This window comes from Nostoc sp. FACHB-133 (assembly GCF_014698055.1).
GTDB lineage: Bacteria > Cyanobacteriota > Cyanobacteriia > Cyanobacteriales > Nostocaceae > Nostoc.
Genome location: NZ_JACJSH010000021.1, coordinates 59,974 through 83,652 on the forward strand (window position 1 = coordinate 59,974; position 23,679 = coordinate 83,652).

The following is a 23,679-nucleotide window of genomic DNA, read 5'->3' on the forward strand; positions in this document are numbered from 1 at the left end:
TTGCATAAATGTTATTGTTATGCAAATATATCGGTTTGTAAAAATTAACTAATACAGCGTTTTTCAGGTAAATGAAGTACACAGATAGGGGCACAGCAGTACTGTGCCCTTAAAATCATCTGTACCTTATAAAGTTGCAATCTGCTGTATGTGGCGGTTTCAGTTTGGATGCAATATGTTGTATTGATACAAAGTTGTATCCGTTTTTACGAACAATAGGGCAGTTGCTATCAAATTAAAAGCAGCTATCTTAATATTTCTAAAATTAGCACTTGTGCTGATGTAGTCATCTATGAGAAAAACAGGACAAGCTTTGGAGTCTGAAAAGATTTTTCAATGCAGAGACGCATATTAAGGAAGTGCAATGTCAAATTTTGATCTGGTTATTCAGCTATTTTTGCAACTTACAGTTATTCTAGTCACTTGTCGCATCGTCACGATTTTAGGACGGCGCTATCTTGGTCAAACCGATGTTGTTTGCGAAATGATTGCAGGTGTAATGCTAGGGCCATCACTCTTGGGATTGATTGCACCGGATTTTCAGCAATGGCTTTTTCCTAAGCTTCCCATCATCACTGCTGTAGGACTCAAGATACCCAATCCATCGATGTCGATTCTATATGCTATCAGCCAGATTGGGTTGGTAATTTATATGTTTTTGATTGGTTTAGAGTTCAACACTAAACTCTTAAAACATCATATCAAAAGTGCAAGTCTGCTATCTGCTGCTGGAATTATCACTCCTTTTATTTTAGGAGCGATCGCATCTTTTTGGTTTTATCACAATGGCGATTTCTTTCAACCAAAGGTAACACCTTGGTCAGCCGCTTTGTATCTAGGTGCGTCGATGACAATCACAGCATTTCCCATGTTAGCTCGGATTCTTTACGAACGCGGTCTTGCACAAACCCGCTTTGGGACTTTAGCTTTAGGTGCAGCATCGGTAGATGATGGAGTTGCTTGGTGTTTGCTAGCGATCGTCCTTGCTAGCGTGAAAAATTCTTTGAACATTGCCATATTAGCAATTGGTGGTGGCATTTGCTACGTGCTATTTGCAATTTTTCTTGGTCAACCTCTACTGAGAGCGTTCACACGGATGACAAAACGCGATGCAGGTGTGAACAGACAAACTCTGACTTTGATGTTGATAATTTTGATGTTTTGTGCATGGTTTACCGATATTACAGGCATCTATGCAATATTCGGTGCTTTCGTGCTAGGAGCAGTAACACCACGCGGAGAATTCGCCCAACAAATTCGCCAATATACTGAGTTTTTAACTACTTCTTTTTTGCTACCGATATTTTTTGTCTTCTCTGGACTGAACACTCAAATTGCATTGGTAAACACGCCTACTTTGTGGGGAATTACGCTGTTAATTATTGCGATCGCAATTCTTGGTAAAGGTGTCGCTTGTATGTTGGCTGCAAGGTTAGCCGGGGAAAATTGGCGTGAATCTGCAACTATTGGCGCTCTCATGAATGCTCGTGGTTTGATGGAGTTAATCATCCTTAATATTGGTCTTGAACAAGGTATAATTACCCCGACTTTATTCACTATAATGGTTATTATGGCAGTCATTACTACACTCATGGCATCACCACTGATTGCGTTTTTATTGCATGGTACAAGCTATGATAAGTCTTCTGCTTAAGCAAAGATAAATATAAAATTAAGTACCAATTAACTGATATTAGTTACATAGGAGTTGGGTAAAATTATCCGCTTAGACTCTAAGCTATGACGGCTAATTTGTTTGTGCCCGCTTTTAACGAATACTACGAAACCAATCCCAATTATCTATTTTTTTGTATCGGCAATTCGGCAGTTATTCTAAATTTATCTCCTAAAATCATCAAAATTCATTTTTCAACTCTTCAAGTGCATCCTCTCAGTAATTGACATTACAACTAAGTGCAAATTAATCTTGGTTGTATCTCATGAACTTGACATTTTCAGACCATTTAAAGATTCATCTTAGAGAAACCAGATAGTTAATTGTGAGGAAACCATGCACATAGTTATTCTCGTTCTGGTTGAAGTACTGATTATTATTGGACTTTCACGGTTAGTAGGGCTAGCATTCCGTTCCATTAAACAACCTTTGGTAATTGGTGAGATTGTTGCCGGAATTATGCTCGGCCCATCTTTATTTGGTTTAGTTGCCCCCCATTTAGCAGTTACCTTGTTTCCACCAGAAACTATTCCTTTTTTAAATGTTTTGTCTCAGGTGGGACTAATATTTTTCATGTTTCTGATTGGGCTAGAACTAAATCCAAAATATCTTAGTGGGCAATTAGAAGTAGCTGTTTTAACTTCTCATGTCAGTATTTTAGTGCCATTTTCCTTGGGAACATTGCTAGCTGCGATTCTTTATCCCCTAGTTTCTAATGCAAGTGTATCCTTCACTGCCTTTGCCTTGTTTTTGGGGGCGGCAATGTCGATTACTGCCTTTCCAGTATTGGCGCGAATCATTACTGAAAACAATTTGCAAGGTACGCGTTTAGGAACCTTGGCGCTAACTTGTGCAGCCGTAGACGATGTAACAGCTTGGTGTCTCTTGGCAGTAGCGATCGCAGTTGCTCGAACTGGTGACTTTGCTGGTGCTATACCCACAATTATCGCCAGCATAGTTTACATCAGCTTGATGTTGACGGCGGGACGTTGGTTCCTGCAACGCCTTGCCAAACACTACCTTCGTGCGGGACGACTCAGCCAATTGCTGCTAGCTGGGATTTATATGGCTGTGGTTGCGTCGGCATTAATTACCGAACTAATTGGTATTCACTTAATTTTTGGGGCATTTTTACTGGGAGCAGCAATGCCCAAAAATGAAGATTTAGTGCGGGAATTGGCAATAAAAACCGAAGATTTTGTTTTGATATTCTTGCTGCCCATATTTTTTGCCTACAGTGGCTTAAAGACACAGATTGGTTTGCTCAACCGTCCAGAATTGTGGCTTTTGTGTGCGTTGGTTTTAGGAGTAGCGATCGCAGGCAAATATGTTGGTACTTATGTCGCAGCCCGTGTTAGTGGCATTAGTAAACGGGAAGCCTCGGCACTCGGTTGGTTAATGAATACTCGTGGTTTAACCGAACTGATAGTACTAAACATTGGTCTAGAGTTAGGGGTAATTTCCCCTTTAATATTTACCATGCTGGTAATTATGGCATTGGTAACTACATTCATGACCTCGCCACTACTGGAATGGACATATCCGAAGAAGCTAATCAGGTTAGATATGGTGGAACCGGAGTTGGAAGCAGAAACAGGTATAGATACCTCTGCTGGAGATGAAACTTACCCTCATCCTTTCCGAATTTTGGTACCAGTGGCTAATCCAAGTACGCAAAAAGGTTTAGTACAGTTGGCAGTAGCCTTGGCGCAGCCCGCAGTTGGTGTTGCTCTCAATTACCGATATCCTGCCGTTGTTAACCCCCTTAGCCTGATTGAATTTCAAGAAGACTATGCATTTGAAAGTACCCCAGTTGAAGCAGACCGATTAATCGCCCAGCGCCGCCACCAACTAGAAGAATTAATTAATACTCTCGAACCGCCAGAAACTCGTTCTTGTGTGCATCCTATCGTTCGCATCTCCAGCAACGTTGCCCGCGAAACAGCACAGATTGCCACATTAGAACAAGTTGATTTAATTCTCGTAGGCTGGCATCGGCCAGCTTTTAGTAGTAATCGTTTAGGTGGACGAGTCGGACAAATACTTACCACCGCCCCAGTAGATGTAGCAGTATTTGTAGACAAAGGCAAAGAGCGATTAGAAAGTCTACTTGTACCTTATTCTGCAAATATCCATGATGATTTAGCACTAATACTAGCTCTAAGACTGCTAATCAATCGTGAGACTTGTATGTTGCAAATATTACAGATAGCAGCAAATCACACTAGAGAAGAATTGAGTTACGAACTGCACACGATGATGGAGCAGTTACCCACCAGTGTACGCGATCGCATTGAAATTAAAATTGTCGAAGCCCCAGAACCAATCCAAGCTGTAATTCAAGCCTCAGAAGGTGTTGACTTAACTATTGCTGGCACCAGTCGCACTTGGGGTATCGAACGCCAAACCTTGGGAAGATATACAGATCAACTAGCTATCCAATGTCGTTCTTCCCTGTTGATTACCCGCCGCTACAGTCAAGTTACCGCTCATCTTGCCTCTATGCTGCCTGAAGTTAGTAGTCAAGAGCCAACATTCAGGAATTGAAACTATGAATCATTTCAAGTTCAAATCTTTGGCTTTTTACGGTGTAGCCATAAGTTCAGTACTACTGTTGTTTAAAACTGTAAGCATTTACGGGGAAAACAATCTTAAGGCTCCTCCGCCAGTGAACGGTAGGTATCGTCTAACCCTGTCAGAGAATTTGCCGAACTGTGAAAAATCGGATACTCTAACGTTAAACATTCAGCAGTCGGGTATTTACTTAAATGCCTCTGTATTACCGGCAAACGCTAACGCCGATACTGACGAAAAGCACTCTCTGGCAGGCATCTTCAGAAATCAACAGTTAAATTTATCTGGAAAAGTTGGTAGATCAATCCTTTGTAATATTCCTCGCCCTCAAAACGATCCTCTGAATTCAGTCACAATTCAAATGCAACTTGTGGATAAAGGTAATATGACAGGTCAATTAAGCGTAAATGGCATTCCACAAACCCTAAAATTTACTGCTGTGCCCGAAAAAGCTAATTGAACTGGGGGTGGGGTAGAGACGCGATTAATCGCGTCTAGGGATTTAAAGCGCGAAGTAAACAGCAATGTGAGCGCATTGTATGAGTTTTATGGAGCAGATAAAAAGAATGGATCAGGGACTAAAGACTAGGCAATTTTGCCAATGGCGCAAGCAGATATTTAACATCAGTCTATTGGGCTTTTGTGCAGCGATCGCCCTTGAAACTTGTACTACTGCTGCTACACCAGTAGCAAAGCTAGATAATTGGCGTTTTTCCCCAAAAACACAGCAACTCGAAATCAACCTTTCAGCAGGCACAATCCCCCGTTATTTCTACTTAGCCCAACCCTCTCGGCTTGTTGTAGATTTACCGAATACCAAGTTGGGCAAAGTTACTACGCAACAAAATTATCCTGGAGCAATCAAAAGCATTCGCGTTTCTCAACTGAATGCAAATGACACACGCATTGTCTTAGATTTAGCGCCAGGGACTACTTTTAATCCTAAACAGGTACAACTGCAACCAGTTTCCCGAAAAAACTCCACTCGCTGGGTATTACGTCCGGTTAGTTCTGGTAAAACTACCGCCGCAAAACCAGGAAACTCAGCATCTTCACCCAAGAAACAAACTCAAACACCATATAAGTCACAGCCGCCTAGTAACCTACCTGTAACTACTAATTTACAAGCACCCTTACTTACAGTTCCGCCTATATCAAATGACCTGCCCAGAACAATTACCAATAACTCAGGGCAGCCTTTTGTCACCGTACCTCCCCTAAATCCAAATACAGCCTCTCAACAACCTGCTTTGATTCTTCCCCCTCCTTCTTTCCCAAATCAACCCGGTAACTTAAATAACATTCCTCCTTCTGGTACATCGGAATTTCCAGTTCCAACAATCCCCAATGTTTCCAATCCCCAGGTAATCGAGTTTGGTCAACCTTTACCCAAAACTAAATAAAAATTGGGCATTGGGCATTGGGCATTGGGCATGGAAAATCGAACCAATGCCCCATCTACTATGCGCCATGCCCTAATAATATTGTGCTTCTAGCTATTACTGTCCTCTAACTAACTCCTTCACCTTGTTGATAATGCTCACTGGATCGATACCTTGATATGGGTACTGTTCCCACAAACCACCGCAACCTTCTTTATGAGTTCCAAGATGAGCATATTTGGGAGTCAAACCCCGCTCTAGTAGCCAAGAACCAAAACGGCTGCCTAAGCCTGTCCGCCGATTGAAGGCTTCTACTACAAGGACAAAAGGAGCATTACCAATTTTGGTAATCATTTCTTCATCAATGATATTTAAAGTTGGTTTGTTAATTAAACCAACGTCTAGCCCTTCTTGCTTCAGACGTTCTACAGCATCCAGAGAACGGTAAAGAGCATCGCCAAAACTGATGATATAACCTTGCGTTCCCTCTCGTACAATCTCATCTTTACCGGGAACAAATTTGTAGCCACTTCCAAATAAGTCATTGCCGTTGCTGTCCTGAATATTGGGGACTTTGGAACGGGTGGAGAAAATAAACCGCAGTCCAGGCTCAAAGAATATGGCTTCTACACAAGCTGTCATTTGATTAACATCTGCTGGGAAGTACAGCTGTGTTTCGTAGCCATCATCCAAGCCGTTGTCGGCAAACATATTATTCAAACCGAAATGGCAGGTATTATCTGCCATGTCATCTATACCCGCATGGGAAAAGTGGCACAGAACATTGGAATAGTTCAGTCGTGCCATCGTGATTTCTGAGATACACATTTCTAAGAAGGCGCTGAAAGTCGCAAAAATACCTTGCTTGCCCTTCTCCATCCCAAATCCAGCCGCAGCAGAAAAGTTACCCCGCTCCATGATCCCGGAGGGAATAAATATTTCCGGGTATGTATCGTGAATTTTCTTCAAACCGCAGGAGCCTTCTAAATCACTATCAATGACCTTAATTTTTTCTTTACGCTCCGCCTCACTCATGCGACTGAGGACACCCACCACGGCTTCACCAAACACATTGCGGTTAGCGCCCCATTTATCACTGGAACCCAGAAATGTATATGTTTGTTTGGGTTTCTCAATACTTTTTAGGTATTCGACAGCCGCAGTTTGTCCACGAGATTCTAGATACTTAAGTGCTAAATCTACAGGAATTACATCATGACCATGAGTGGAGCCTTCTAAACCTTCAATACCAGGACACATCGGGCGTTTATTGATAATAGCGATCGCTCCAGGAGTATTCACGGCTTCACAAAGGCGACGGTATAAATCGTCTAAGTCTTCGCCGTTTCCCTGAAGAACCTTCAAGCCGTGCCCTTCTAAGGTTTTGGCAACACTAAAACCAGGTAAATATTTAGAAGGATGTCCAGCGATCGTTACATCATTGTCATCAATAATCAGCTTGACGTTGAGATGTTGAGCAACAGCCAAGCGAGCAGCTTCAGCATCGTTGCCTTCTTGCTGCGATCCATCAGAACCGAGACAGAAAACAGCCTTGCCTGGATTTGCCATTGCTACACCATTGATGTAAGGCCAAACATGCCCCAGGCGGCCAGAACTAAATTTCACACCAGGAGTTAATCCTAATTCGGGGTGTCCTGGTAAATGGGAATGTGCTTGCCGATAATGTAAAAGTTGCTCGGCAGGTAAGTCACCATGCAACGTTGCCATTAAATATTGGGTGGCAACTCGATGTCCTGCTTCATCAAAGAAAATCGGTACAAATTGCTCCGATGCTCCCCGGAAAAAGGCATCGAGGATCATCACCTCTGGCACTGTATCATAAGGCCCCCCAGTATGACCGCCGACTCCGCTAGCAGCGCCAGTTGCTGTAAAAAAGACGATCGCATCCCGGCAGAGTTGAATATTCGCTTTTAGAGTCTCTCGCTGTTGGGCGGTAAGGCTGGAATTTGCTGGATTGAGCGCTAAAAATTGGTAAGCACCGAGATCGATCGGAAATTGGGTATTAATAGTAGTCATGGTTTATTGATTGAATAAAAAACAATTTGAACAGACGGGACGCGCGATCGCAATAAAAAAAATTGTTAAAACCCCCACTGGACAACAATTATCCAAGCTCAAGTTAACCACTGGGAACCATTGTGGAACCATATAGTTTCATCAAATGCCAAAATCAATACATTCAATTGTGCATGAATGTGCTTGAATTCAATTGAAGTTACGGATTACCGTACAAAAACTTGCATATCAATAAGTATAAACTCACAAACAAGCAATTTCAAGGTCAAAAACGCAATTTCAGGAAAATTAATTATGTTAACTGCTGAACGACGACAATTCATCTTAGAAATTCTGCGTCGTGATAAAAAGGTACTTTCGACAGAACTTAGCGCTGTTCTCAAGGTTTCTGAGGATACAATTCGGCGGGATTTGCGAGAACTGGCAGAAACGGGACTATTGCAACGCGTTCATGGGGGAGCGCTCCTTAAATCTCCAGCCACCGCCAGTTATGCTGATCGCCAAAAGCAAGCGCCAAAAGAAAAGGAAGCGATCGCTCGGACAGCAGCAAAATTAGTTTGTACAGGCCAAGTGGTGATTTTAGATGGAGGTACAACAACTCTCCAAGTAACCCGTCATTTGCCCCTAGATTTGCACGCAACAGTCATCACAAATAGTCCACCAATCGCCGTTGCTTTAGCAGAACATCCCCATATAGAAGTTGTGATGTTAGGTGGACAACTCTACAAAAAAGCTTTGGTGAACGTGGGTACTGTCACAATTGAGACATTACGGATGATTCGTGCAGATTTGTGCATGTTGGGGGTTTGCAGTTTGCACCCAGAAGTTGGGATTAGTGTACCTAACCTCGACGAAGCCCACGTCAAACGAGCCATGATTGCTGGCTCGGCCGAGGTAGTAGGATTAGTGACAGCAGAAAAACTAGACACGGCTGCTCCTTATCTCGTGGAGTCAATTCATGCCCTGACTTACCTAGTAACAGCACCTACAGTATCTAATAATATGTTGAGTGCCTATAAAGCTTTAGGTTTAACCATTATCCGTGATGAGTACGAGTGATCTGATTTTGAAGATGCGATCGCCAGGGACTAGGGAAGGGAATAGGGTACAGGTTAGAGGGTACAGATTATTCCCTGTTACCTATCACCTGTCACCTCTTCCCTAACCCCAATGCCTAAATCAAAATCTATCCGTTTCTTGAGGTGTTCCAACTGCTCCTGGTTGAGCCGTAAAGAAGTTTTGAGCAGCTTCATTCTGATATATACACCTAATATCAGGTTGGCCACTGTCCAAGTTACCTGTGAATCCGAAGGTATTCAGACGATTTTTGCAATCTCTTACCTGCTCGGATGTCACCAGCTTCCGGTTCTCTAAAAGCGCCCAGTTATTTTGTCGGATCACGCATCCAGGACGCATACTCGGCTGGGCAACATAGACATTAAAAGGGTTGAGAGTAACGAACAGTCTAGCGTCCATCACCATCGCGCTAGCTCCGTACTGCACACAAATTTCAGGGTTTGGTGCTTTGGTGTCAATAAATTCACGGGAAGCCACATTTGAAGGGGCTAACGTGGTTGTAGAACTAAAAGCAATGCCAATCCCAATTCCCAGAATCAACACCCCTCCCATAATTGCGATGGTGAAGAGGTTAAACATAGGGGATTGGAAAATAGAGGGTTTAGAAGTAGTAGCCGATCTACCAGTTGGTTTACGTCTCATTGTTGCTTAATCACCTTCACGTCGATTTTGCAGGGAGTTGTCTAAAGTTTTCTCTCTCTTTTCAGTATGCCTAGTCTTGACTGCAATTGGCTGCAATTTTCTGTGCGATATCTTTTTTAAACGAGCAAAATAGCAACTTATCTAGATAACTTACTGTGCATCAATAAATAAAGGTTGTTAATAAGCGGCTCTCTCTGTGAAAATATAGCTAAAGCCCTTACTACAAACTAATATTAGTTTTACGTTGCTGAAAATGCTTGAATTTGTTCTTTTAAACTTACATCATTTGTCCAGAATTTCAACTTTATCATTTGTTTATCTGAATAATTGGTGAGTATTTTGTCTATATTAGGTCGTTAAGAAATTGTTATTAGTTATGACTCTTTATGCTGATTATATTTTAATTAATTTTAAGTTTTATTAACTATAACATATTGTTGATTTTTGCTAGTGATTGCGATCGCACTTTCTCTGTGGCGTGGTTATAAATTTGCTCACCAGCAGGATTAAAACCTTAATTACAACGTCTGCTTTAACTGTTGAATTTTTTGTAAAACTTTTTCCCGATGTTGCGTCAACTTTATCCATCGGGGTAGGCGACTGGCAAGACTGCCATTGTGCCAGCCTAATATGTCATTAGGCAAACGTTCTCGCAACCTTGATTGAACATAGCTTTCCAAGAAGTTCAAATGTGCTTCATTATACGCCCATAGCACCTGACCGCAACAGGAGGTTTGTAACCATAAGGGCAAGCCAAAAAAATGGTCTAATATTCCATAGCTAGAATTTCTTTTAGCCTTGTAATTGTTTTGCCACAACAGCAATGCAGCTTTTCGCTGCCCATTCTTTGGCTGTTGTTTTGTATAGCTACAATGCTGACAGATAATTCTTTTGATTGAACTGGGACTCGATTGTTCAGAGTTTACAGTCAATATTTTGGCAGTGCGATTGCATTGTGGGCAGCAAACTAAAATTTCTTCCTCAAAATCAGAAAGCCTTTTGCCGTAGTCTCTAAATCTTACAACCATTTCAGATGACCACTTCTACCGTTTCTGCAACAATTTCCAGAAATTCTGTTGATTCACCCCGCGACAAAAGCTGACGTACCCTTCATCAGATGGGCGTTAAGGAAATTCGTCTAGATACAGCATTTATTTACCAGACTTCCCGTCGATTATTTGCATCTTGTGCTTTTCGACTCAGCATTATTGAAATGCTGATTGAATTAAGTCATTAGTCATTTGCTTATAACTCAATGACTAATGACTAATGACAAAGGACTAACTAGCTAAGAGAGTTTTTTCTAGAGAAGTCCAACGGAAGGCGCGATCGCCACCTCTCTCAATTACTACTTTCACTCGTGGTTCTAACTGAGGCAAATTCGTTAAATACTCAAGTTCCTCATTAGAAAGAATATGCCCTTCAATAATCCACAAAACCAGCCCCTTTGACTTTGGTGGTAGCTGTTCTAGATGAGAATCGAGAATTGGTGGCAAATAGTACACCTGACCTACTGCCGCACCGCTACCAGTGCTTTTTTTTCCAAGATGAGGAGGTCTGACTCCATGAATTCTTGTGAGATAGGCAGCTACGTCGCCTAGTCCCTTGGCAGTAATGTGGAGAGTGGTATAGCCAGCAGCGCGTAGTCGGCGCTGATATCTACCTTCATAACCCCCTTCCAGAGGTACATACACTCCAAGAGCGCCAAATTTTTCCAGATCGCGGATTAAACCGTTGCCAGTGGTAATTAGTGCCATAGATTTTCGTCGTATCCCACTTAGATATCTCTATTATTTACCCTGAACTGATAGATTAAAAGCATTTTCTTTGGGTCTTGGGCATTGGGAATTGGGAATTGGTGATTAATCAATAATTCTTCTTCCCCTGCCTCCCCTGCTCCCCCTGCTCCCCCTGCTCCTTCCCTACTCCCTAAAAATAACTCTATAAATTACTGGACAAACATAAATAAATAATTTATATTATTAGATTGTGACCAAACACGCAAATTAGATTAACTTTTTACTGTCATTCTGAGGTAGTGTTAGCATTAAGAGCTGATAATTTAATCCAAATTGGATAATATAACTCAGATTGATCATAGACTGGTAAACTAAGAAAGCTTTCAGGTCAACATTGGAGCTTATGGATGAACAATCAAAGCCAATCCTAAGCTTCAGAGTGAATTTGCTCCCGTGCCTCTGAAAAAGTAGGCGAAATCTTAAACAATAGTTTAAGGTATTTAAGGAAGTAAAACTGAGCAGCAATGTTGGTTTCATGGCATTACGTCAGTCTCAGTTAATGGATACTGGGTGGTAAAAACCGCTTAAGTCCAACTGCAACAGGGCAGTAGCCAATCTCCGGGAAACCGTCATTAGGGCGTACACAAATCGGAAAACCCGCCGACAGCGCTGCCTCCAGAAAGTGCCAGAGCAATTGCTTGGACGAAAGCATTGCTGCACACAGCTTAAAGCTGTAGCGCCTTGCATTGATTCCAGAAGTTACTCCTTCCCAAACGGAAGAGAATTGTAGCTGTTCTGGTGATCTATTGAGTGAAGCTAAACAGATTCACCAAGCAGTACGGACACGGTTTGTTGTGTCCCAAAGTTTTTGGACTGGTTTACTGAAACCATTCCAAATTTCGCAGGCTAACTCAGCCTCAACTGATGCGTACAAAGCGTGTCCTCTAGAGTCCAATTCCAAGGTCAGCAAGTAGAAAGGAGAACCAGTTACTGTGTCTGTAGGTATTCTCGGCACCAAGCTGGGCATGACCCAAATATTTGACGAAGCAGGAGTAGCTATTCCTGTGACTGTCATTCAAGCAGGGCCATGCACTGTTACACAAGTTAAAACGAAACAAACCGACGGTTACTTTGCCATCCAAGTTGGTTTTGGCGAAGTTAAACCAAAGGCACTAAACAGACCACTACTGGGTCATTTGGCTAAATCATCTGCCCCAGCATTGCGTCACCTAAATGAATATCACACCGATAGTTCTAGTGATTATGCTTTAGGTCAACAGATTAAAGCAGATATTTTTAGTGCGGGTCAAATTGTCGATGTAGTCGGCACAAGTATCGGTCGCGGTTTTGCAGGAAACCAGAAGCGCAACAACTTTGGTCGTGGGCCCATGTCACACGGTTCCAAAAACCACAGAGCGCCAGGTTCTATTGGTGCTGGTACAACACCAGGTCGTGTCTATCCAGGTAAGCGGATGGCAGGACGTTTAGGTGGTAAACGCATCACAATCCGTAAGCTGACCATAGTGCGAGTTGATGCAGAACGCAATTTATTGCTAATCAAGGGAGCAATTCCTGGTAAACCAGGCGCTCTAGTAAGTGTTGTACCTGCAAAAGTAGTGGGATAGTCAAAAGTCATTAGTCAACAGTCATTAGTCAAAAGTCATTGGCTAAAGACAAATGGCAAAAGACCAATGACAAATGACAAGAGACAAAGGACAAATAACAAAGATGGTTGAAAGCGTAGTTAAAAATTGGCAAGGAGAACAGGTCGGCGAGACGACCTTCGAGTTGCGCGTTGCCAAAGAAGAAACAGCGTCTCATATCGTACACCGCGCCTTAGTACGGCAATTGACTAATGCTCGTCAAGGAAATGCCAGTACAAAAACTCGTGCTGAAGTCAGAGGCGGTGGCCGTAAACCTTGGCGACAAAAAGGTACTGGTCGCGCTCGTGCAGGGTCTATTCGTTCACCATTGTGGCGTGGTGGTGGTGTGATCTTTGGGCCAAAGCCTAGAGACTTCGACCTGAAGTTGAACCGCAAAGAGCGACGTTTAGCACTGCGGACAGCATTTGTCGGTCGTATTGACGACTTGATTGTAGTAGAAGAATTTAGCACCGAGCTATCTCGCCCCAAAACTAAAGACTTAGTGGCAGCACTTGCCCGTTGGGGAGTAGTACCAGAAAGCAAGGCACTGTTAATTTTGTCTGAAATTGCGGATACAGATAATGTTTATTTATCAGCCCGCAACATTGAAAATTTAAAACTAATTGCAGCCGACCAGTTAAATGTTTTTGATTTACTGCACGCTGACAAAATTGTAGTTACGGCATCAGCCCTAGAAAAAATTCAGGAGGTCTACAGTGCCTAGCTTTGACCCCCGCGACCTTGCCGACTTAGTACGTCGCCCAATAGTCACCGAGAAGGCGACTATCTTGATGGAGCAAAATAAGTACACCTTTGAAGTAATTCCAAAGGCATCCAAGCCAGAAATCAAGGCTGCGATCGAAGACTTATTTCAGGTCAAGGTTGTAAAAGTCAACACCACCTTACCACCACGTAAAAAGCGGCGCGTTGGTAAATTTATCGGTTATAAGCCCCAATATAAGCGAGCCATTGTTACAGTCGCACCTGGGGATGAAGACAAGATTAGACAAGTTCTATTCCCAGAAGTCTAGGAATTTTAGATTTTAGATTTTAGATTGAGGAGTTTACTGAATAAATACCAAAGATGGTCGCAATTAGTTAAACACTCATTAAATCCAAAATTCAAAATCCGAAATTAAGTAAATCAAAAATCCAAAATCCAAAATAGATTATGGGTACTCGTTCTTATCGCCCTTATACCCCCAGCACTCGCCAAGTTACAGTTTCTGACTTTGCGGAAATCACAAAAACCGAGCCAGAAAAATCCCTAACGACCTCCAAGCATCGTGCCAAAGGTCGGAATAATACAGGGCGGATTACCAGTCGTCGTCGGGGTGGCGGACACAAACAACTTTACCGGATCATCGATTTTAAAAGGGATAAACATAATATTCCTGCCAAAGTCGCAGCAATTGAATACGATCCTAACCGCAATGCCCGAATTGCCCTTTTGTATTACCAAGATGGCGAAAAACGGTACATCCTTCATCCCAACGGATTGAAAGTTGGAACAATAATTATTTCTGGCCCCGAATCTCCCTTTGAAGATGGTAATGCTTTACCTCTATCGCGGATTCCCTTGGGTACTAGTGTTCACAACGTAGAAATGACTCCTGGTAAAGGTGGTCAAATTGTTCGTGCTGCTGGTGCTAGCGCTCAAGTTGTGGCAAAAGAAGGTGATTATGTAACTCTCAAGTTGCCTTCGGGAGAAGTCCGCTTAATTCGGCGTGATTGCTACGCCACCATTGGGCAAGTGGGCAACACCGATGCGAGAAACCTGAGTGCAGGTAAAGCCGGACGCAATCGCTGGAAAGGTCGCCGTCCGAAGGTTAGAGGTAGCGTCATGAACCCAGTGGATCACCCACATGGTGGTGGTGAAGGTAGGGCTCCTATCGGTAGATCGGGACCTGTTACACCTTGGGGTAAACCCACATTGGGCGCGAAGACACGCAATCGCAAGAAACTTAGCAGCAAATTCATTGTGCGTCGTCGCCGTAAGTCTTCTAAACGCGGTCGCGGTGGTCGTGAATCATAGAATTTTAGATTTTAGATTTTGGATTTTAGATTGGGGTCTACTTGTGAGCATTGAAAATTTGTGAAACCTGATTGGACACCTAATTATCCAAAATCCGAAATTCTAAATCCTAATTCCTAAATCCTAAATCCAAAATTGAACTATGGGTCGTTCTCTAAAAAAAGGTCCTTTCGTTGCGGATCATCTCTTAAAGAAAATTGAAAAGCTCAACGACAACAACAGAAAAGAAGTTATTAAAACTTGGTCAAGAGCTTCAACAATTTTGCCCCTAATGGTAGGTCATACCATAGCTGTTCACAACGGACGACAACACGTTCCAGTTTTTGTAAATGAACAGATGGTAGGACACAAGTTGGGTGAATTTGCCCCGACACGCACCTACAGGGGTCATGGAAAAAGCGACAAAAAAGCGGGTAGGTAGTCATTAGTTATTAGTCATTAGTCATTAGCTAAAGACAAGTGACAAATGACAAATGACAAATGACAAAATTGGAGAAAATTATGGCTACTAATACTACTGAAGTAAAAGCGATCGCTCGTTTTATCCGCATCTCGGCCTACAAAGTGCGTCGGGTACTCGATCAAATCCGGGGGCGATCGTACCGAGAAGCGCTAATCATCTTGGAATTCATGCCCTATCGCGCCACTGAACCCATATTGAAGGTTCTCAGAAGCGCTGCTGCTAATGCTGAACACAACGCTGGGTTAGATCGGACTCAACTAGTGATTACTCAGGCTTATGCCGATCAAGGGCCGCCGTTGAAGCGGTTCCAACCAAGAGCGCAAGGTCGAGCTTACCAAATTCGCAAACCGACGTGTCATATTACTGTGGCCGTTGGAGCCGCACCAGAAAAATAAGCACGCTTACACGAATAAATTACGTAAAGTAAGAAATCTTAGAGGAAGCATTCGTGGGACAGAAAATTCATCCAGTTGGTTTTCGCCTGGGTATTACACATGAACATCAATCCCGTTGGTTTGCTGTTCCTGACCGCTATCCAGAACTTTTACAAGAAGACTACAAACTCCGTCAATACATAGAACAAAAGCTGGGTAGACTTGCTCAAAACAACGCCGGAATTTCCGAAGTGCGGATTGAGCGCAAAGCTGACCAAATCGACTTAGAAGTACGCACAGCTAGACCCGGTGTAGTAGTAGGGCGTGGTGGGCAAGGTATAGAATCTTTGCGTACCGGACTCCAAGGACTGTTGGGTAGTAATCGCCAAATTCGCATTAACGTAGTTGAAGTTCAACGAGTTGATGCTGATGCCTACCTAATTGCTGAATACATTGCTCAACAATTGGAACGCCGGGTTTCCTTTCGGCGGGTAGTGCGGCAATCAATTCAGCGTGCCCAACGCGCTGGTGTTCAAGGTATTAAAATCCAAGTCAGTGGCCGCCTCAACGGTGCAGAAATTGCCCGGACAGAGTGGACTCGTGAAGGTAGAGTACCTTTACATACCTTACGGGCTGACATTGACTACTCTTATTGCACGGCAAAAACTGTTTACGGCATTTTGGGCATCAAAGTTTGGGTGTTTAAGGGAGAAATTATTCCTGGGCAGGAACCAGATCCACTACCACCAGCAAGCCGCGATCGCGAACGTGATCCCCGCGATCGCGATCGTGAGCCCCGTCGTCGTCAACAACAACGTCGTCGCCAGCAATTTGAAGACCGCTCAAATGAAGGATAAATCGTCATTAGTCATTAGTCATTAGTCATTAGGAAATGGCAGATGACAAATGACAAAGGACAAATGACAAATGACAAGTAACAAACCATGTTAAGCCCTAGAAGAACTAAATTCCGCAAACAACAGCGCGGACGGATGGAGGGACTAGCCACCCGTGGTAGCACCCTCAACTTCGGTGATTTTGCACTCCAAGCACAAGAACCTGCTTGGATTACCTCCCGGCAAATCGAGGCTTCTCGTCGGGCAATGACTCGTTATATTCGTCGGGGTGGACAAATCTGGATTCGGATTTTCCCTGATAAACCTGTAACCATGCGTCCTGCTGAAACCCGGATGGGTTCCGGTAAAGGTAATCCAGAGTTTTGGGTAGCGGTAGTTAAGCCAGGACGGATTTTGTTTGAAATCGGTGGGGTTTCTGAAGAAATCGCCCGTGAAGCTATGCGTTTGGCTTCATTTAAACTACCTATAAAAACCAAGTTTATTGTGCGCTCTCAACCACAGGAGCAGGAGTAGCTTATGCCTCTTCCCAAGATTTCAGAAGCTAGAGAATTAAGTGACGAAAAGCTCTCTGATGAAATTGTCGCGATCAAAAGACAACTATTTCAGTTGCGCTTACAAAAAGCGACAAGACAATTAGAAAAGCCTCACCAGTTCAGACAGGCTCGACATCGCCTAGCCCAATTGCTGACATTAGAAACAGAACGTAAACGGGCAGCAAGTCAATCGGCTAAAGAAGAAAAGTAGGAGATTATGGCAGTTAAAGAACGAGTTGGCTTGGTAGTGAGCGATAAAATGCAAAAAACTGTGGTAGTTGCCATAGAAAACCGCGCTCCTCACCCCAAGTACGGCAAGATTGTGGTTAACACCCAACGATATAAAGTTCACGACGAAGAAAATCAGTGTAAAGTAGGCGATCGCGTTCGCATTCAGGAAACTAGACCCCTGAGCAAAACCAAGCGCTGGAAAATCACAGAAGTCCTGAACATCAAACCTGCTTAAACCTCATCGTTGTTAGAAACTAACAACATCACAAGGGAGAATAATTGTGATTCAACCCCAGACTTACCTGAATGTCGCAGATAATAGCGGTGCCCGTAAACTAATGTGCATCCGCATCTTAGGTGGAGGCAACCGCCGTTATGGTTTTATCGGTGATAAAATTATCGCCGTTGTCAAAGATGCTACACCAAACATGGCTGTAAAAAAGTCTGATGTTGTGGAAGCAGTAATTGTCCGCACTCGTAAAGCTGTATCTCGTGACAGTGGTATGAGTATTCGCTTTGATGATAATGCTGCTGTAATTATCAACAAAGACGGTAATCCTAGAGGCACACGGGTTTTTGGCCCAGTTGCACGGGAACTGCGCGATAAAAACTTTACCAAAATTGTTTCTCTGGCTCCGGAGGTGCTTTAATGGCAACCAAACAGGGTACGCCCAAAGTATTCCACAAAATGCACGTCAAAACTGGTGACACCGTACAAGTGATTGCTGGTAAAGACAAAGGAAAAATTGGTGAAATTATCCAGGCACTTCCCCAACTGAGTAAAGTCATCGTCAAAGGTGTCAACATTAAAACTAAGCACGTCAAACCCCAGCAAGAAGGGGAATCAGGGCGGATTGTCACCCAGGAATTCCCAATTCATAGCTCTAACGTGATGCTTTATTCTACTAAGCAGAACGTTGCCAGTCGTGTTTGTTATACCTTTACCTCAGAAGGCAAGAAAGTCAGAAAACTTAAAAAAACTGGCGAGATTCTGGATAAATAGTCATTAGTCATTGGTCATTAGTCATTAGTTATAAAGACAAATAACAAAAGACAAAAGACAAATAACAAAGGACAATAAAAGTTCCCTGACCAAGCCCAGGGATATCAGGACAAAAAACTATGGCGACAACAAGACTCAAAAGCTTATATCAAGAGACAATCGTCCCCAAACTGATTAATCAGTTTCAATATACCAACGTTCATCAAGTACCGAAGTTGGTAAAAGTTACTATTAACCGAGGTTTGGGTGAAGCAGCTCAAAATGCAAAGTCGCTGGAAGCATCCATCAACGAAATTGCGCTTGTCACTGGTCAAAAACCAGTAGTAACGCGAGCGAAAAAGGCGATCGCTGGCTTTAAGATCCGTCAAGGGATGCCTGTGGGGATCATGGTGACACTCAGAGCCGAAAGGATGTATGCCTTTTTCGATCGGCTGGTTAGCCTATCACTGCCCAGAATTCGAGATTTTCGCGGCGTTAGCCCTAAAAGCTTTGACGGACGGGGTAACTATACTCTGGGTGTGAGAGAACAGCTAATTTTTCCAGAAGTCGAATACGACAGCGTTGATCAAGTACGTGGGATGGATATTTCCATCATCACCACAGCAAAAAACGACGAAGAGGGCCGCGCCTTACTTAAAGAATTAGGAATGCCCTTTCGCGATCAGTAAGTTCATCTATAGAGGGAACGATGGCGGCTAACGACACAATTGCAGATATGCTGACGCGCATCCGCAATGCCAACCTGGCGCGGCATCAAACTACACAAGTGCCAGCTACAAAAATGACCCGCAGCATTGCCAAAGTGCTACGGGAGGAAGGCTTTATTGCTGAAATCGAAGAAGCAGAAGAAGGGGTAAAACACAACCTAGTGATTTCCCTGAAATATAAGGGTAAGAATCGTCAGCCTCTAATCACCGCCTTAAAGCGAGTGAGTAAGCCAGGCTTGCGTGTTTACTCCAATAGAAAAGAATTACCAAGAGTACTAGGCGGCATTGGCATTGCCATTATTTCTACATCCAGTGGAATTATGACTGACCGCGAAGCGCGTCGTCAGAACTTGGGTGGCGAAGTGCTTTGTTACGTTTGGTAGTCATTGGTCATTAGTCATTTGTCATTAGTCATTGGTCATTGGTCATTAGTCATTTGTTATTAGTGAAAGACAAAGGACAAAAGACAAAGGACAAAGGACAAATAACAAAAGGCAAAGGGCAAATAACAAAGGACAAAAAGTAATGTCTCGTATTGGTAAACGTCCAATTACTATTCCCGCCAAAGTTCAAGTGGCGATCGATGGTACGAATATTGTGGTGAAAGGCCCGAAAGGAGAACTTTCTCGCACTCTCAGAGATAATGTCTCACTCTCTCAAGAGGGAGAAATATTACACGTAAATCGTCGGGATGAAACTCGGACATCGAAGCAACTGCACGGCTTGAGCCGAACTTTAGTTGCCAACATGGTTGAGGGAGTTTCCCAAGGTTTTCAACGCCGTTTGGAAATCCAAGGTGTTGGTTACAGGGCACAACTTCAAGGGCGTAACCTAGTTTTAAACATGGGTTACAGCCATCAAGTGCAAATTGAACCACCAGATGGAATTCAGTTTGCAGTCGAAGGTACCACTAACGTGATTGTCAGCGGCTACGACAAAGAGATCGTAGGCAACACAGCCGCAAAAATTCGCGCCGTTCGTCCACCAGAACCTTACAAAGGTAAAGGCATTCGCTATGCCGGTGAAGTGGTAAGACGTAAGGCTGGTAAGACTGGTAAGGGTGGTAAGAAGTAGAAATGAAACTTACTCGTAGAGAATCAAAAAACCGTCGTCATCGACGCGTTCGTGGCAAAGTTGTTGGCTCCCCAGAACGTCCGCGTTTAGCGGTATTCCGTTCTAATGAGCATATTTATGCCCAGGTAATTGATGATAGTCAGCATCAAACCATAGTGGCAGCATCGACTTTAGAACCAGAGTTGAAATCTAGTTTAGCGTCAGGTGCAAACCGCGACGCATCGGTGCAAGTTGGTAAGTTGATCGCAGTGCGATCGCTAGAAAAAGGCATTACCAAAGTAGTCTTTGATCGCGGTGGTAACTTATATCATGGTCGTGTCAAAGCCCTAGCTGATGCAGCACGCGAAGCTGGTTTAGATTTCTAAAGTCATTGGTCATTAGTCATTAGTCATTGGACAAATGACAAAAGACAAATGACAAATGACAAAAGACAAATGACGTTCACCAGAGCATAAATTATGGCAACAGAGCGTAAAAGTAGAACAAAGCGTGCCAAAAAAGAAGAAACTACTTGGCAAGAGCGGGTTATCCAAATCCGCCGCGTGAGCAAGGTCGTCAAAGGCGGTAAAAAACTCAGTTTCCGAGCGATCGTTGTTGTCGGTAACGAACGCGGTCAAGTTGGTGTCGGAGTAGGCAAAGCCTCAGATGTAATCGGCGCGGTCAAAAAAGGCGTAGCCGACGGCAAAAAACATCTCATTGATATCCCCATCACCAAATCTAACTCCATCCCCCATCCCATTGATGGTGTAGGTGGCGGTGCAAAAGTGATTATGCGTCCAGCCGCACCTGGTACTGGGGTAATTGCTGGTGGTGCTGTGCGGACTGTGTTGGAATTGGCAGGAGTTCGTAACGTCTTAGCCAAGCAACTTGGTTCCAACAATCCGCTCAATAATGCTAGAGCAGCAGTCAATGCCTTATCTACATTGCGGACTCTTTCTGAAGTCGCCGAAGATCGCGGTATTCCTATTCAAAATCTCTACATCTAACTAGTCATTTGTCCTTAGTCAGTAGTCCTTTGTGCTGAACAAATGACAACCTAGATAATGGCAAATGACAAATGAGAAACGAAAAATGACAACTTGGTAACTTATGAGACTCCATGATGTTAAGCCGCAAAAAGGCTCAAAGAAACGCAAGAAGCGTGTAGCCAGAGGTATTTCTGCTGGTCAGGGTGCCAGTGCTGGTCTAGGTATGCGGGGTCAAAAGTCTCGTTCTGGTAGCGGTACTCGACCCGGTTTTGAAGGTGGTCAACAGCCATTGTACCGCCGCTTACCGAAACTGAAGGGCTTTCCGATTGTTAATCAAAAGATTTACACTACGATTAATGTAGAGAAGCTAGCCTCCCTTCCCGCTAATACGGAAGTAACTTTAGCCTCCTTGAAAGCAGCAGGTATCCTGACTGCTGTCAAAGGGCCATTGAAAATTTTGGGTAACGGCGAATTGAGCACTCCGCTCAAGGTACAAGCGGCAGCTTTCACAGGTACAGCTCGTAGCAAAATTGAGGCAGCTGGTGGGAGTTGTGAAGTCTTATGAGTGAGCCGGAACAGCGCACTTAAATGTAAGCCAACTCGCTGTCAGCGCCTGGTTCACTATAAAGGTAGCACTCTATGATCAGTCGAGATAAAGCCCCAACGGCTCAAGAAACTTTTATGCAGATGGCACAAGCAGCCGGGCTTAGAGGTAGGCTGCTTGTAACTGTCGGTGTTTTAATTTTGGTTCGCCTGGGTATCTTCTTACCCGTACCAGGAATTGATAGACCTAGATTTGCCGAAGCTATATCGGGCAATAATTCCATATTCGGTTTATTGGATATATTCTCCGGGCGAGGACTTTCGACTTTGGGCGTTTTTGCTCTAGGGATTTTACCCTTTATTAATGCGTCCATTATCATCCAATTGCTCACCGCGGCGATTCCATCTTTAGAAAATTTACAGAAAAATGAAGGCGAAGCGGGTCGGCGGAAAATATCGCAAATTACCCGCTATGTCACTGTATGTTGGGCGATTCTTCAAAGCACAGCTTTTTCAGCATTATTCCTCCAGCAATTTGCCTTAAATCCAGGGCCAATCTTTGTAGCTGAAACTGCGATCGCTCTGACTGCTGGTTCTATGTTCGTCATGTGGGCATCAGAACTTATTACAGAGCGTGGAATTGGGAATGGGGCATCATTGTTGATTTTTGTCAACATTGTCGCCTCGTTACCAAAAGCTTTAGGCGATACTATCGATTTGGTGCAAGTCGGCGGTCGGGAAACAGTTGGTCGCGTCATCGTACTAATCTTAGTTTTCTTAGCAACCATTGTTGGTATCGTGGTTGTCCAAGAAGGAATGCGCCGCATCCCGATTATTTCGGCTCGTCGCCAAGTAGGTCGTAGAGTTTTGGCAGAGCAACGGAGCTTTTTACCCTTGCGGCTAAATCAAGGTGGCGTAATGCCAATTATCTTTGCCGCAGCTATCCTCAGTTTGCCATTGCTAATTGCAAATTTCGCCAAGAATGCTGAGTTGGCAAATATAATAAACACTTATTTGAGTCCAAGCGGTTCTGGCTCTTGGGTCTATGCCTTGGTTTACATGATTTCCATTATTTTCTTCAGCTACTTCTATTCTTCGTTGATTCTCAACCCGGTAGATGTAGCGCAGAATTTGAAGAAAATGGGTTCTAGTATTCCCGGCATTCGTCCCGGTAAAGCAACTAGTGAGTATATCGAGCGCGTTTCAAACCGACTCACCTTTTTGGGTGCTATCTTTTTGGGCTTGGTTGCTATTATTCCAACCGGTGTCGAAAGTGCTTTAGGAGTACCCACATTTAAGGGACTAGGTGCTACCTCTCTGTTAATTCTAGTGGGCGTAGCAATTGATACAGCAAGGCAAATTCAAACTTACGTAATCTCTCAGCGCTATGAAGGAATGGTGAAACAATAGTGACGCGACTAATCTTCTTGGGGCCACCTGGAGCTGGTAAGGGAACACAAGCTCAATCATTGGCGGAACACTTAAATATTCCCCATATTTCTACTGGGGAAATATTAAGACAAGCTATGAAAGAGCAAAGTCATTTGGGAATCAAAGCTCAAAACTATGTAAATAGCGGCGAGTTAGTCCCCGACCAGCTAGTGCAGGACTTGGTACAGGAGCGCCTCAACCAACCAGATGCAGAAAATGGTTGGATTCTTGATGGTTTTCCCCGTAAAGTGACGCAAGCAGCTTTTCTAGAAGAATTGCTGGAAACAATACATCAGAGTGGCGAAAGGGTAGTTAATCTAGATGCACCAGATGATGTTGTGGTAGAACGTTTGCTAGCTAGAGGGCGAAAAGATGATACCGAAGAGGTGATTCGTCGCCGGTTAGAAGTGTACCGCGCTGAAACTGCACCTTTAATTGATTATTATCGCGATCGCCAAAAACTTTTAACAGTCAATGGCAATCAGTCCCAAGAAGAAGTCACTATTGAACTGCAAAAGGTAATCGCTTGAGGATCAGGGAGTAGGGGAGGAGCTACAGTAATTCTTCCCCCAATTCCCAATGTCCCATGCCCTCCCAAGAAACAGATCAATTTTAGCTAAGATATATTAATAAACTGTTGATATATTTCTTAAAATGTGTTCTCTTGCAGATGAAGTGCTGCAACTGAACA

The 23,679-nt window shown here is 43.5% G+C and carries 31 protein-coding genes; 25 read left to right on the forward strand and 6 right to left on the reverse strand.

From position 1 onward, the window contains the following. Positions 1 to 364: 364 nt before the first annotated feature. The 4 genes from H6G86_RS18325 (at position 365) to H6G86_RS18340 (ending at position 5,652) form a co-directional block, all read left to right on the forward strand. Positions 365 to 1,654: a cation:proton antiporter gene (locus tag H6G86_RS18325; protein ID WP_190935511.1), complete on the forward strand. Its 1,290-nt coding sequence runs from the start codon at positions 365 to 367 to the stop codon at positions 1,652 to 1,654. 357 nt (positions 1,655 to 2,011) lie between these two features. Continuing rightward, positions 2,012 to 4,222 carry a cation:proton antiporter gene (locus tag H6G86_RS18330; protein WP_190935512.1) on the forward strand — a complete coding sequence of 737 codons (2,211 nt, stop codon included), beginning with the start codon at positions 2,012 to 2,014 and terminating at the stop codon, positions 4,220 to 4,222. A 4-nt stretch (positions 4,223 to 4,226) separates the two neighbouring features. Continuing rightward, the gene (locus H6G86_RS18335; protein WP_190935513.1) at positions 4,227 to 4,709 is read left to right on the forward strand and encodes a hypothetical protein; all 483 of its coding nucleotides are present in this window, start codon (positions 4,227 to 4,229) and stop codon (positions 4,707 to 4,709) included. Positions 4,710 to 4,815: 106 nt separating this feature from the next. After that, on the forward strand, positions 4,816 to 5,652 hold the full coding sequence (locus H6G86_RS18340) for an AMIN domain-containing protein (protein ID WP_190935514.1): 837 nt from the start codon (positions 4,816 to 4,818) through the stop codon (positions 5,650 to 5,652). Between the two features lie 96 nt (positions 5,653 to 5,748). Here H6G86_RS18340 and H6G86_RS18345 read toward each other — a convergent pair whose 3' ends face one another. Then, on the reverse strand, positions 5,749 to 7,668 hold the full coding sequence (locus tag H6G86_RS18345) for a thiamine pyrophosphate-binding protein (protein WP_190935515.1): 1,920 nt from the start codon (positions 7,666 to 7,668) through the stop codon (positions 5,749 to 5,751). 294 nt (positions 7,669 to 7,962) lie between these two features. On the opposite strand from H6G86_RS18345, the gene H6G86_RS18350 reads away from it, so the two are divergent. Further along, positions 7,963 to 8,727 (forward strand): DeoR/GlpR family DNA-binding transcription regulator, encoded by a 765-nt coding sequence (locus tag H6G86_RS18350; RefSeq protein ID WP_104906232.1) that lies wholly within the window; start codon positions 7,963 to 7,965, stop codon positions 8,725 to 8,727. Positions 8,728 to 8,847: 120 nt separating this feature from the next. On the opposite strand, the gene H6G86_RS18355 is transcribed toward H6G86_RS18350, so the two are convergent. The 5 genes from H6G86_RS18355 to H6G86_RS18375 all read right to left on the reverse strand — a co-directional run bounded on the left by H6G86_RS18355 (position 8,848) and on the right by H6G86_RS18375 (position 12,153). Next, the gene (locus H6G86_RS18355; protein ID WP_190935516.1) at positions 8,848 to 9,387 is read right to left on the reverse strand and encodes a DUF3172 domain-containing protein; all 540 of its coding nucleotides are present in this window, start codon (positions 9,385 to 9,387) and stop codon (positions 8,848 to 8,850) included. A gap of 518 nt (positions 9,388 to 9,905) precedes the next feature. Next, complete coding sequence (locus H6G86_RS18360) at positions 9,906 to 10,415, reverse strand: hypothetical protein (RefSeq protein WP_190935517.1); 510 nt, start codon at positions 10,413 to 10,415, stop codon at positions 9,906 to 9,908. A gap of 252 nt (positions 10,416 to 10,667) precedes the next feature. Then, the gene (locus H6G86_RS18365) at positions 10,668 to 11,144 is read right to left on the reverse strand and encodes an NAD(P)H-quinone oxidoreductase subunit N (protein ID WP_012410726.1); all 477 of its coding nucleotides are present in this window, start codon (positions 11,142 to 11,144) and stop codon (positions 10,668 to 10,670) included. 538 nt (positions 11,145 to 11,682) lie between these two features. Continuing rightward, positions 11,683 to 11,838, reverse strand: a complete 156-nt coding sequence (locus H6G86_RS18370) for a hypothetical protein (RefSeq protein ID WP_190935518.1) — start codon at positions 11,836 to 11,838, stop codon at positions 11,683 to 11,685. Positions 11,839 to 11,952: 114 nt separating this feature from the next. Beyond that, positions 11,953 to 12,153 (reverse strand): hypothetical protein, encoded by a 201-nt coding sequence (locus tag H6G86_RS18375; protein ID WP_190935566.1) that lies wholly within the window; start codon positions 12,151 to 12,153, stop codon positions 11,953 to 11,955. Here H6G86_RS18375 and rplC point away from each other — a divergent pair. From rplC to H6G86_RS18475, 20 genes are all read left to right on the forward strand, one after another. Next, complete coding sequence (rplC, locus tag H6G86_RS18380; protein WP_094342450.1) at positions 12,119 to 12,751, forward strand: 50S ribosomal protein L3; 633 nt, start codon at positions 12,119 to 12,121, stop codon at positions 12,749 to 12,751. The two genes, H6G86_RS18375 and rplC, sit on opposite strands and share 35 nt — an antisense overlap. Before the next feature lie 103 nt (positions 12,752 to 12,854). Next, positions 12,855 to 13,493, forward strand: a complete 639-nt coding sequence (rplD, locus tag H6G86_RS18385; protein WP_114081983.1) for a 50S ribosomal protein L4 — start codon at positions 12,855 to 12,857, stop codon at positions 13,491 to 13,493. After that, positions 13,486 to 13,800, forward strand: a complete 315-nt coding sequence (locus H6G86_RS18390; protein WP_069070779.1) for a 50S ribosomal protein L23 — start codon at positions 13,486 to 13,488, stop codon at positions 13,798 to 13,800. The genes rplD and H6G86_RS18390 overlap by 8 nt, the downstream gene beginning before the upstream one ends. A 140-nt stretch (positions 13,801 to 13,940) precedes the next feature. Beyond that, positions 13,941 to 14,804 carry a 50S ribosomal protein L2 gene (rplB, locus tag H6G86_RS18395; RefSeq protein ID WP_012410722.1) on the forward strand — a complete coding sequence of 288 codons (864 nt, stop codon included), beginning with the start codon at positions 13,941 to 13,943 and terminating at the stop codon, positions 14,802 to 14,804. Between the two features lie 142 nt (positions 14,805 to 14,946). Beyond that, positions 14,947 to 15,225, forward strand: a complete 279-nt coding sequence (gene rpsS, locus H6G86_RS18400) for a 30S ribosomal protein S19 (protein WP_012410721.1) — start codon at positions 14,947 to 14,949, stop codon at positions 15,223 to 15,225. Between the two features lie 80 nt (positions 15,226 to 15,305). Continuing rightward, positions 15,306 to 15,662 carry a 50S ribosomal protein L22 gene (gene rplV / locus H6G86_RS18405; protein ID WP_012410720.1) on the forward strand — a complete coding sequence of 119 codons (357 nt, stop codon included), beginning with the start codon at positions 15,306 to 15,308 and terminating at the stop codon, positions 15,660 to 15,662. Between the two features lie 53 nt (positions 15,663 to 15,715). Beyond that, positions 15,716 to 16,498, forward strand: coding sequence for a 30S ribosomal protein S3 (gene rpsC, locus H6G86_RS18410; protein WP_012410719.1), 783 nt, complete (start codon positions 15,716 to 15,718; stop codon positions 16,496 to 16,498). A gap of 87 nt (positions 16,499 to 16,585) precedes the next feature. Further along, positions 16,586 to 17,011, forward strand: coding sequence for a 50S ribosomal protein L16 (rplP, locus tag H6G86_RS18415; RefSeq protein ID WP_012410718.1), 426 nt, complete (start codon positions 16,586 to 16,588; stop codon positions 17,009 to 17,011). A gap of 3 nt (positions 17,012 to 17,014) precedes the next feature. Further along, positions 17,015 to 17,242 carry a 50S ribosomal protein L29 gene (rpmC, locus tag H6G86_RS18420; RefSeq protein WP_012410717.1) on the forward strand — a complete coding sequence of 76 codons (228 nt, stop codon included), beginning with the start codon at positions 17,015 to 17,017 and terminating at the stop codon, positions 17,240 to 17,242. 6 nt (positions 17,243 to 17,248) lie between these two features. Further along, on the forward strand, positions 17,249 to 17,497 hold the full coding sequence (rpsQ, locus tag H6G86_RS18425; RefSeq protein ID WP_190935519.1) for a 30S ribosomal protein S17: 249 nt from the start codon (positions 17,249 to 17,251) through the stop codon (positions 17,495 to 17,497). A gap of 46 nt (positions 17,498 to 17,543) precedes the next feature. Next, entirely contained in the window at positions 17,544 to 17,912 is a 369-nt protein-coding gene (gene rplN / locus H6G86_RS18430; RefSeq protein ID WP_069070772.1) for a 50S ribosomal protein L14, read from the forward strand. Continuing rightward, positions 17,912 to 18,265 (forward strand): 50S ribosomal protein L24, encoded by a 354-nt coding sequence (rplX, locus tag H6G86_RS18435; protein WP_114081986.1) that lies wholly within the window; start codon positions 17,912 to 17,914, stop codon positions 18,263 to 18,265. Before rplN ends, rplX begins: the two co-directional genes overlap by 1 nt. Positions 18,266 to 18,384: 119 nt before the next feature. Continuing rightward, entirely contained in the window at positions 18,385 to 18,933 is a 549-nt protein-coding gene (rplE, locus tag H6G86_RS18440) for a 50S ribosomal protein L5 (protein WP_012410713.1), read from the forward strand. Between the two features lie 20 nt (positions 18,934 to 18,953). After that, positions 18,954 to 19,355 (forward strand): 30S ribosomal protein S8, encoded by a 402-nt coding sequence (rpsH, locus tag H6G86_RS18445; RefSeq protein ID WP_012410712.1) that lies wholly within the window; start codon positions 18,954 to 18,956, stop codon positions 19,353 to 19,355. A gap of 142 nt (positions 19,356 to 19,497) precedes the next feature. Then, complete coding sequence (gene rplF, locus H6G86_RS18450) at positions 19,498 to 20,046, forward strand: 50S ribosomal protein L6 (RefSeq protein WP_163927942.1); 549 nt, start codon at positions 19,498 to 19,500, stop codon at positions 20,044 to 20,046. A 2-nt stretch (positions 20,047 to 20,048) separates the two neighbouring features. Continuing rightward, entirely contained in the window at positions 20,049 to 20,411 is a 363-nt protein-coding gene (gene rplR, locus H6G86_RS18455; RefSeq protein ID WP_012410710.1) for a 50S ribosomal protein L18, read from the forward strand. 93 nt (positions 20,412 to 20,504) lie between these two features. After that, positions 20,505 to 21,032 carry a 30S ribosomal protein S5 gene (gene rpsE / locus H6G86_RS18460; protein ID WP_012410709.1) on the forward strand — a complete coding sequence of 176 codons (528 nt, stop codon included), beginning with the start codon at positions 20,505 to 20,507 and terminating at the stop codon, positions 21,030 to 21,032. A gap of 103 nt (positions 21,033 to 21,135) precedes the next feature. Then, the gene (gene rplO / locus H6G86_RS18465; RefSeq protein ID WP_012410708.1) at positions 21,136 to 21,579 is read left to right on the forward strand and encodes a 50S ribosomal protein L15; all 444 of its coding nucleotides are present in this window, start codon (positions 21,136 to 21,138) and stop codon (positions 21,577 to 21,579) included. A gap of 74 nt (positions 21,580 to 21,653) precedes the next feature. After that, complete coding sequence (gene secY, locus H6G86_RS18470) at positions 21,654 to 22,967, forward strand: preprotein translocase subunit SecY (RefSeq protein WP_114081988.1); 1,314 nt, start codon at positions 21,654 to 21,656, stop codon at positions 22,965 to 22,967. Then, a complete protein-coding gene (locus H6G86_RS18475; protein ID WP_190935520.1) occupies positions 22,967 to 23,518 on the forward strand; it encodes an adenylate kinase in 552 nt (183 codons plus the stop codon). Before secY ends, H6G86_RS18475 begins: the two co-directional genes overlap by 1 nt. The last annotated feature ends 161 nt before the right edge of the window (positions 23,519 to 23,679 follow it).

Bases quoted from the DNA above. Each gene is read 5' to 3' on its own strand.
- rplO (WP_012410708.1), top strand. From the start codon at position 21,136: ATGAGACTCCATGATGTTAAGCCGCAAAAAGGCTCAAAGAAACGCAAG.
- H6G86_RS18375 (WP_190935566.1), bottom strand. From the start codon at position 12,153: ATGCCCAGCTTGGTGCCGAGAATACCTACAGACACAGTAACTGGTTCT.
- rplX (WP_114081986.1), top strand. From the start codon at position 17,912: ATGGCAACCAAACAGGGTACGCCCAAAGTATTCCACAAAATGCACGTC.
- H6G86_RS18345 (WP_190935515.1), bottom strand. From the start codon at position 7,668: ATGACTACTATTAATACCCAATTTCCGATCGATCTCGGTGCTTACCAA.
- H6G86_RS18365 (WP_012410726.1), bottom strand. From the start codon at position 11,144: ATGGCACTAATTACCACTGGCAACGGTTTAATCCGCGATCTGGAAAAA.
- H6G86_RS18355 (WP_190935516.1), bottom strand. From the start codon at position 9,387: ATGAGACGTAAACCAACTGGTAGATCGGCTACTACTTCTAAACCCTCT.
- rplR (WP_012410710.1), top strand. From the start codon at position 20,049: ATGAAACTTACTCGTAGAGAATCAAAAAACCGTCGTCATCGACGCGTT.
- rpsH (WP_012410712.1), top strand. From the start codon at position 18,954: ATGGCGGCTAACGACACAATTGCAGATATGCTGACGCGCATCCGCAAT.
- secY (WP_114081988.1), top strand. From the start codon at position 21,654: ATGATCAGTCGAGATAAAGCCCCAACGGCTCAAGAAACTTTTATGCAG.
- rpmC (WP_012410717.1), top strand. From the start codon at position 17,015: ATGCCTCTTCCCAAGATTTCAGAAGCTAGAGAATTAAGTGACGAAAAG.
- rplE (WP_012410713.1), top strand. From the start codon at position 18,385: ATGGCGACAACAAGACTCAAAAGCTTATATCAAGAGACAATCGTCCCC.
- H6G86_RS18350 (WP_104906232.1), top strand. From the start codon at position 7,963: ATGTTAACTGCTGAACGACGACAATTCATCTTAGAAATTCTGCGTCGT.
- rplV (WP_012410720.1), top strand. From the start codon at position 15,306: ATGGCTACTAATACTACTGAAGTAAAAGCGATCGCTCGTTTTATCCGC.
- rplB (WP_012410722.1), top strand. From the start codon at position 13,941: ATGGGTACTCGTTCTTATCGCCCTTATACCCCCAGCACTCGCCAAGTT.
- H6G86_RS18330 (WP_190935512.1), top strand. From the start codon at position 2,012: ATGCACATAGTTATTCTCGTTCTGGTTGAAGTACTGATTATTATTGGA.
- rpsQ (WP_190935519.1), top strand. From the start codon at position 17,249: ATGGCAGTTAAAGAACGAGTTGGCTTGGTAGTGAGCGATAAAATGCAA.
- H6G86_RS18360 (WP_190935517.1), bottom strand. From the start codon at position 10,415: ATGGTTGTAAGATTTAGAGACTACGGCAAAAGGCTTTCTGATTTTGAG.
- rplP (WP_012410718.1), top strand. From the start codon at position 16,586: ATGTTAAGCCCTAGAAGAACTAAATTCCGCAAACAACAGCGCGGACGG.
- H6G86_RS18325 (WP_190935511.1), top strand. From the start codon at position 365: ATGTCAAATTTTGATCTGGTTATTCAGCTATTTTTGCAACTTACAGTT.
- H6G86_RS18370 (WP_190935518.1), bottom strand. From the start codon at position 11,838: ATGCTTTCGTCCAAGCAATTGCTCTGGCACTTTCTGGAGGCAGCGCTG.
- rplF (WP_163927942.1), top strand. From the start codon at position 19,498: ATGTCTCGTATTGGTAAACGTCCAATTACTATTCCCGCCAAAGTTCAA.
- H6G86_RS18340 (WP_190935514.1), top strand. From the start codon at position 4,816: ATGGATCAGGGACTAAAGACTAGGCAATTTTGCCAATGGCGCAAGCAG.
- rpsE (WP_012410709.1), top strand. From the start codon at position 20,505: ATGGCAACAGAGCGTAAAAGTAGAACAAAGCGTGCCAAAAAAGAAGAA.
- rplD (WP_114081983.1), top strand. From the start codon at position 12,855: ATGGTTGAAAGCGTAGTTAAAAATTGGCAAGGAGAACAGGTCGGCGAG.
- rpsS (WP_012410721.1), top strand. From the start codon at position 14,947: ATGGGTCGTTCTCTAAAAAAAGGTCCTTTCGTTGCGGATCATCTCTTA.
- H6G86_RS18335 (WP_190935513.1), top strand. From the start codon at position 4,227: ATGAATCATTTCAAGTTCAAATCTTTGGCTTTTTACGGTGTAGCCATA.